The organism is Streptococcus sp. E24BD, assembly GCF_041807825.1.
Lineage (GTDB): Bacteria > Bacillota > Bacilli > Lactobacillales > Streptococcaceae > Streptococcus > Streptococcus entericus.
This window is the reverse complement of the sequence record NZ_JBGTZB010000057.1, coordinates 691-7,168: the sequence shown is the minus strand read 5'-3', so window position 1 is coordinate 7,168 and position 6,478 is coordinate 691. Positions and strand designations below refer to the sequence as shown.

Sequence of the window (6,478 nt, the reverse complement as noted above, 5' to 3'; positions counted from 1 at the left end):
AACAATTTGTTGCTTAAAGTCATCACTAAATTGACGACGGATTTTTCTAGACATAGAGTTCTCCTGTTTTCTTTAGTGTAGAACACTTTATAAATTCTGTCTAGTTTAGTGTAACCGATTCAGTTGTCTTTTTTGACCCTAAAGGGACTCAGGAAGAAGTCAATCGCCTGCAAGACCAGTTGCACACCCGCTACCCAGCCTATCACTGGGAGGTCAAAAATCAGGCTCTGATGCACCAGCATAGTCCCCACACAACCCCTTATCAGAGCAGCTGTGATGCTATCAGTAAGTACCCCGAACGCTGTACAGCGATTGCGGTACGGTTATTGGAGTATGACTTGGAGATTTTTGCCCCCTATGGGTTAGAAGATATAGTGAACTTTATTGTCAGACCAACTCCGCATTTTGTGGCTCATCCAGAGCGTCTAGCACTGTACCGCCAGCGTGTGCTATCAAAGAATTGGACAGATAAGTGGCCACAGCTACAGGTAGAGTTGGAAAATCATTAACAAACTAGGTTGTCTGTTGGTGAGAATGCTTATCGTATCAGCTGTTGGTTGAGCGTTGGTTGTGATGATTAAACCAGTTTCATATACCTTAGCAGTGATTGATAGTTACCCCTCCTTGGTTCAGATGACATTTTGGCAGTATGAATTTACTAATCGACTTCTGCACCAAACGAGTTAATAACCGACTGGGCAGCTCTGCGATGATACCATAGAAAAAAGAAAGGAAGAGCATGACCTATAAAGGCTATTTGATTGATTTGGATGGAACGATTTACCGAGGTAAGGAGAGGATTCCTGCTGGTGAGGCTTTTGTCCGCCAGTTGCAGGAGCGAGGGATTCCCCACCTTTTTGTGACCAATAACACCACCCGTCCGCCTGAGGCGGTACAGGCACTATTGCGCGACCAGTGTGAGCTGGAGGTAGATGTGGCACAAATCTACACGGCAAGCCTGGCGACAGTGGACTACATGAATGAGTTAGGCAAGGACAAGACAGTTTATGTTATCGGAGAAGCAGGTCTCAAACAAGCGATTTTTGAAGCAGGTTATGTGGAGGAAACGGAAGCGCCAGCCTACGTGGTTGTTGGACTGGATACAGAGTTAACCTATGACAAGCTGGTGACGGCGACCTTAGCCATTCAAAGGGGAGCAACCTTTATCGGTACTAACCCTGACCTTAATATTCCAACTGAACGTGGACTCTTGCCGGGCGGTGGAACAATCACCCGCCTTCTGGAGTTAGCAACTCGTGTTGAGGCAACCTTTGTTGGTAAGCCACATGCGATTATCATGAACAGAGCCCTGGCGCGTCTCGGAGTGGCGAGAGAAGAAGCCATCGTTGTCGGTGATAATTACTTGACCGATATTCGGGCGGGAATTGATCATGGTATTGATAGTTTGCTGGTTTTGACAGGCTTCACCAAGCCTGAAGAGGTGGCTGATTTGCCACTGGCACCGACCTATGTCCTCAATAGTTTAGCGGAGTGGGATTTTGATGAGAACTAGAGGACAAGTGTTTATTGGTCTATTATGGTTGTTGGCGCTTATGGTGCTCTTAACCATTGGCTTAGCTTGGGTGCTTTATCCCTTAGCGATTAAGCAGTTTGAGTTGACCTCAGTAGTTGCCCTGTCTGAGCAGGAACTCTTGGGAAATTTTAACCAGTTGATGACCTATTTGCTTCACCCCTTGAAGCAGGAACTTGTCATGGCTGATTTTCCTATGTCTGCTAGCGGTGCCAAGCATTTTGCAGATGTTAAACACTTGTTCTTTCTGGCGGAAGCAGTCTTTATCGGTTTAGCTTATCCTGCGGTGCGCTTTTTCTCCCAAGCAATGCGTGATAGGGAACTGATTTTTTATCGACAGATTTTTTGGGGAGCTATGCTTTTTCCTGTGCTTATCGCAGGGCTGGGTATGGTTGTTGGATTTGAAACTTTTTTCACTCTTTTTCATACCTTGCTCTTTCCTGGAGACAGTTCTTGGTTGTTTAACCCTACGACTGATCCAGTGATTTTGGTGCTACCCGCCGAGTTTTTCCTGGCCTGTTTTATCCTTTTTTTTCTGATTTACCAAGCTCTCATGGGGATGTTGCTACTGTTGAGCTACTGGCAGTCGGCCTCTAACGGCTAGAGAACAGTTTCTGCTTTATTCAGGCTGATAGAAGAGGAGGAACCGTGCGGGCTCCTTTTAATAGTCCATCTTTAATTTTGATAGAAACGAGTGACGACGTGATTTATTTTGACAATGCCGCGACGACCCAGCCCTATCCCGAGGCGCTGGCGACTTATCAGCAGGTCGCGACTAAGATTTTCGGGAACCCCTCTAGCCTTCATGGTCTAGGCAGTCAGGCGACGCGGTTGCTTGAGGCGTCAAGACGCCAAATAGCCGAGCTGTTAGGCTGTTTGCCAGAGGAGATTTTTTTCACTTCTGGAGGGACGGAGAGTGACAACTGGGCTATCAAGGGGACTGCCCTTGAAAAGAGCAGTTTTGGGAAGCACCTCATCGTGTCTAGTGTCGAACACCCTGCGGTGCGGACCTCAGCCAAATGGCTGGAAACCTTGGGCTTTGAGGTGAGCTATGCTCCTGTGGACAAGGCTGGACTGGTTGACCTCTCAGCCCTTTCAACCCTTATCAGACCGGATACTATTTTGGTATCCGTCATGGCAGTTAACAATGAAATTGGAGCTATCCAACCCATCTCAGCTATCTCCGACCTTTTGGCGGATAAGCCAGGGATTACCTTTCATGTTGATGCCGTGCAGGCGGTTGGCAAGCGTGATATGGCTGATGTGCTGACAGACCGTGTGGATTTGGCCTCTTTCTCCAGTCATAAATTTCACGGTTTACGTGGTGTCGGCTGGCTCTATAAGAAGTCTGGTAAGCGGATTGCACCGCTTTTAACAGGCGGTGGTCAGGAGAGCGATTTGCGCTCGACCACAGAGAACCTCCCAGCCATTGCGGCAACAGCTAAAGCGCTACGATTGACCCTAGAAAATGACCATGACCAGCGTGTCAAGGTGCGTGCGATGAGAGACGTCCTGCATAAGGCCTTGAGCCAGTTTGAGGATGTTCGTCTCTTTTCAGGGACAGATGAGCGATTTTCACAGTCCATTATCACCTTTGGCATCAAGGGGGTTCGCGGCGAAGTCACGGTTCATGCCTTTGAAGAACATGAGATTTACCTGTCGACCACCTCAGCCTGCTCCTCCAAGGCTGGTCAGCCAGCGGGGACCCTGATTGCTATGGGCGTGCCTGTTCGAGACGCCCAGGCCGCTGTCCGTATTAGTCTCGATGCTCACAATGACATGGGGCAGGTGGAGCAATTTTTGACCATTTTCAAGCAGATTTACGATAAGACTAAGAAAGTGAGACGCTAAGCCGTCCAAGTAAAGGAGACACATGCAGTATCAAGAAATCATGATTCGTTTTGGTGAGTTGTCCACCAAGGGCAAGAACAAGATGCGTTTCATCAACAAACTTCGTAAGAACATCGCTGATGTTCTGTCCGTGTACCCGGAGGTTGTGGTCAAGGCTGACCGTGACCGTGGGCACGTTTATCTCAATGGGACAGCTTACGAGCCTGTGGCTGAATCGCTCAAACAGATTTTCGGCATCCAGGCCTTTTCACCTGTCTACAAGGTCGAGAAATCCGTTCCAGCTCTCAAAGACGCCGTCGTCGCTATCATGACAGGCCTTTACCGTGAGGGCATGACCTTTAAGATTGCCAGCAAGCGCAGTGACCACAGCTTTGAACTGGATAGTTATGGGCTCAATCTGGCTCTGGGAGATGCCGTCTATACCGCTCTGCCATCCATTAAAGCCCAAATGAAACGCCCTGATGTGACCCTCAAGGTGGAAATCCGCGAGGAAGCGGCCTACATCTCTCATGAGGAAGTCAAGGGGGCTGGCGGTTTGCCTGTGGGGACATCGCCCAAGGGCATGCTCATGCTGTCAGGCGGGATTGACTCCCCTTTAGCAGGCTATTTGGCGCTCAAGCGGGGGGTGGAGATTGAGGCGGTTCACTTTGCCAGTCCACCCTACACCAGCCCAGGTGCGCTCAAGAAAGCGCACGACCTGACGCGCAAGCTGACCAAGTTCGGTGGCAATATCACCTTTATTGAAGTGCCGTTTACAGAGATTCAGGAGGAAATTAAGGATAAGGCGCCCGAAGCCTATCTGCTGACTCTGACTCGTCGGTTCATGATGCGGATTACCGATCGTATTCGTGAGGTGCGAAAAGGCTTGGTGATCATCAACGGGGAAAGTCTGGGACAGGTGGCCAGTCAGACTCTGGAGAGCATGGTCGCCATCAACGCCGTGACCAATACGCCTGTTATCCGTCCTGTTGTGACCATGGACAAGCTGGAAATCATCGAGTTGGCGCAAAAAATCGACACTTTTGATATTTCTATCCAGCCCTTTGAAGATTGCTGTACTATTTTCGCTCCAGACCGTCCCAAGACCAACCCCAAGCTAAAAAATGCCGAGCAGTATGAGGCACGTCTGGATGTCGATGGTCTGGTCGAGCGTGCAGTGGCTGGAATCAAGCTGACTACCATCACACCTCAAGTGGAAAAAGACGAGATGGCTGATTTGATTGAGGAACTGTTGTAATGTGGCAGAGCTTTAATCGTTATGTGGCTAGGCTCATTCAAGCAGTCATTATTGGCATATCTGCTCTTCTCTTATTCTATTTGTCCGTCCAGCTCCTACGACTTCAAGCCTATATGCCTTTGACTCGTTTGGAGGATATGATTTTCATTCGACAACAACCAAGTGTGTTGATTGAGGTGGGTGTAGGTTTGCTTCTTTTGGTTGCTCTAGCGCCTTTGCTCAAAAAGATACCACCCCATCATCTATTTTTGGGGTGTGCGCTCCTCTATCTACTAGCTGGATATGGTTTGATTAGCCATGTCGATTCAGTAATTCGTGCTGATGCCAAACGAGTTTTTGAAGCCGCTCTTGCTATGAACCAAGGGGACTTTTCTTCTTTTACCAAGCAAGGGGCTTACCTCTACCTACACCCTCATCAACTGGGGCTAGTTACTTTGGAGAGATTTTATCTCTTATTTTCATCTAGCCCACGTTTTATTTTCGGTGTCAATCCCATCTTAGTGCTAGCGACCCTTGGGCTTCAAGCTGCAATTTGCCATAAGCTTTATCACAAGGGTCTTGTGACAAATTATCTGATACTCTTGTCCTTTACCTTTTTGCCCCAGTTTTTCTTTATTCTGTTTGCTTATGGGGCAATACCTGGCGCATTTCTCATTGTGCTTGCAACCTATTTTTTCCTCAAAGACCAGCAATCTCATCGTCTAACTTGGGCAATTTTAGGCATTTTGATGGCAGTCTTTGCTGGAATCGTTAGGAATAACTATCAAATCTTCTTGATTGCCTTGTTCATTCTGTGGCTGATGGCCTATGGTAAAACTCTTAGCAAACGTTACCTCAAATTACCGCTTGCTCTGCTGGTCAGTTTTTTTCTACTAAGCAAATTGCTAACCTTTTCTTATGAAATGGCGATTGGTCAGCCCTTATCTCCAGGGGTTCCAAAACTAGCCTATGTCACGATGGGCTTGCAAGAAGACCCCAAGGGTGCTGTTGGTGGCTGGTGGAATACTTATAACACAAACTTATTAAAAAAAGTCGGCTATGATCAAACATTGGCGAAAGAAAAAGCTCGAACGGATTTGAAACAAGCCCTTGGTCGGCTGGCATCTGATGCTGGTTATGCTTCAAAATTTTTTAGAGACAAATTTCACTCGACCTGGTTAGACCCGACCTTCCAGTCAATTTGGACAGGACCCTTAACGGCACGTGGTCAGTATACCCATACGTCCTTGCTAAAAAGCATTTATGAGGAGGGCACTGGCTATGCCGTGCTGAATCGTTTGGGAGGGGTCTGGTTGTGGCTGGTCTACAGTCTGGCAGCTGTTTATTGGCTATGTCGCTCACGGCAGACGGCAGGTAGATCCCTGCGTCTCTTTGAGTACCTTCCCTTCCTCTTTTTTATTGGCGGTGTTCTTTTTCACCTCATCTGGGAGACAAAAAGTCAGTATGTCCCCGTTTATGTTTCCTTGTTAACCCAACCTGCAGCTTATAGTTTAGCTTACATAGCAGAGCGACTGATGCGTAAAGTTAAAAAAATAGGATCTTTGTCAACTGTAGTGGGTTGACCCACTTAACACCGAGAGAGGACAGTTCTTGTCTTCTCTCGTTTTATGTTTATGGCAATGAAAATACGAGTTTTGTCTTTTCAAAGTTTCTGAAACCAAAGGCGTTGCGCTTAATAACCTTGATGATGTTGTTGGTTGCTTCAAGCTTGGCGTTAGAGTAGGGCAATTCCAAGGCATTGACAATCTTGTCCCTGTCTTTCAAAAAGATTCTAAAAACTGTATGAAAGACAGGATTAACGCTTGAAATCGTCTCCTCAATCAGCCCAAAGAGCTGGTCAGCTTGCTTTTCTTGAAAAT

General features: G+C 47.4%; 5 protein-coding genes and 2 pseudogenes. 6 read left to right on the top strand and 1 reads right to left on the bottom strand.

Going from position 1 to position 6,478, the window contains the following annotated elements; all coding sequences use genetic code 11:
- Window positions 1-134: 134 nt before the first annotated feature.
- The 6 genes and pseudogenes from ACERC5_RS09630 to ACERC5_RS09605 form a co-directional block, all read left to right on the top strand.
- A pseudogene (locus ACERC5_RS09630) lies at window positions 135-509 on the top strand (nucleotidyltransferase family protein); the annotation flags it as partial.
- 230 nt (window positions 510-739) lie between these two features.
- Entirely contained in the window at window positions 740-1,513 is a 774-nt protein-coding gene (locus tag ACERC5_RS09625; protein WP_373660639.1) for a TIGR01457 family HAD-type hydrolase, read from the top strand.
- Entirely contained in the window at window positions 1,503-2,135 is a 633-nt protein-coding gene (locus ACERC5_RS09620; RefSeq protein ID WP_373660641.1) for a TIGR01906 family membrane protein, read from the top strand. Before ACERC5_RS09625 ends, ACERC5_RS09620 begins: the two co-directional genes overlap by 11 nt.
- 98 nt (window positions 2,136-2,233) lie before the next feature.
- Entirely contained in the window at window positions 2,234-3,382 is a 1,149-nt protein-coding gene (locus tag ACERC5_RS09615) for a cysteine desulfurase family protein (RefSeq protein ID WP_373660640.1), read from the top strand.
- A 22-nt stretch (window positions 3,383-3,404) separates the two neighbouring features.
- Window positions 3,405-4,619, top strand: coding sequence for a tRNA uracil 4-sulfurtransferase ThiI (thiI, locus tag ACERC5_RS09610; protein ID WP_373660638.1), 1,215 nt, complete (start codon window positions 3,405-3,407; stop codon window positions 4,617-4,619).
- Window positions 4,619-6,181, top strand: coding sequence for a beta-carotene 15,15'-monooxygenase (locus ACERC5_RS09605; RefSeq protein WP_373660637.1), 1,563 nt, complete (start codon window positions 4,619-4,621; stop codon window positions 6,179-6,181). The genes thiI and ACERC5_RS09605 overlap by 1 nt, the downstream gene beginning before the upstream one ends.
- Before the next feature lie 5 nt (window positions 6,182-6,186).
- Here ACERC5_RS09605 and ACERC5_RS09600 read toward each other — a convergent pair.
- A pseudogene (locus tag ACERC5_RS09600) lies at window positions 6,187-6,478 on the bottom strand (transposase); the annotation flags it as partial.

Coding starts and splice junctions, on each gene's coding strand:
- ACERC5_RS09625 (WP_373660639.1), top strand. CDS start 740: ATGACCTATAAAGGCTATTTGATTGATTTGGATGGAACGATTTACCGA.
- ACERC5_RS09620 (WP_373660641.1), top strand. CDS start 1,503: ATGAGAACTAGAGGACAAGTGTTTATTGGTCTATTATGGTTGTTGGCG.
- thiI (WP_373660638.1), top strand. CDS start 3,405: ATGCAGTATCAAGAAATCATGATTCGTTTTGGTGAGTTGTCCACCAAG.
- ACERC5_RS09605 (WP_373660637.1), top strand. CDS start 4,619: ATGTGGCAGAGCTTTAATCGTTATGTGGCTAGGCTCATTCAAGCAGTC.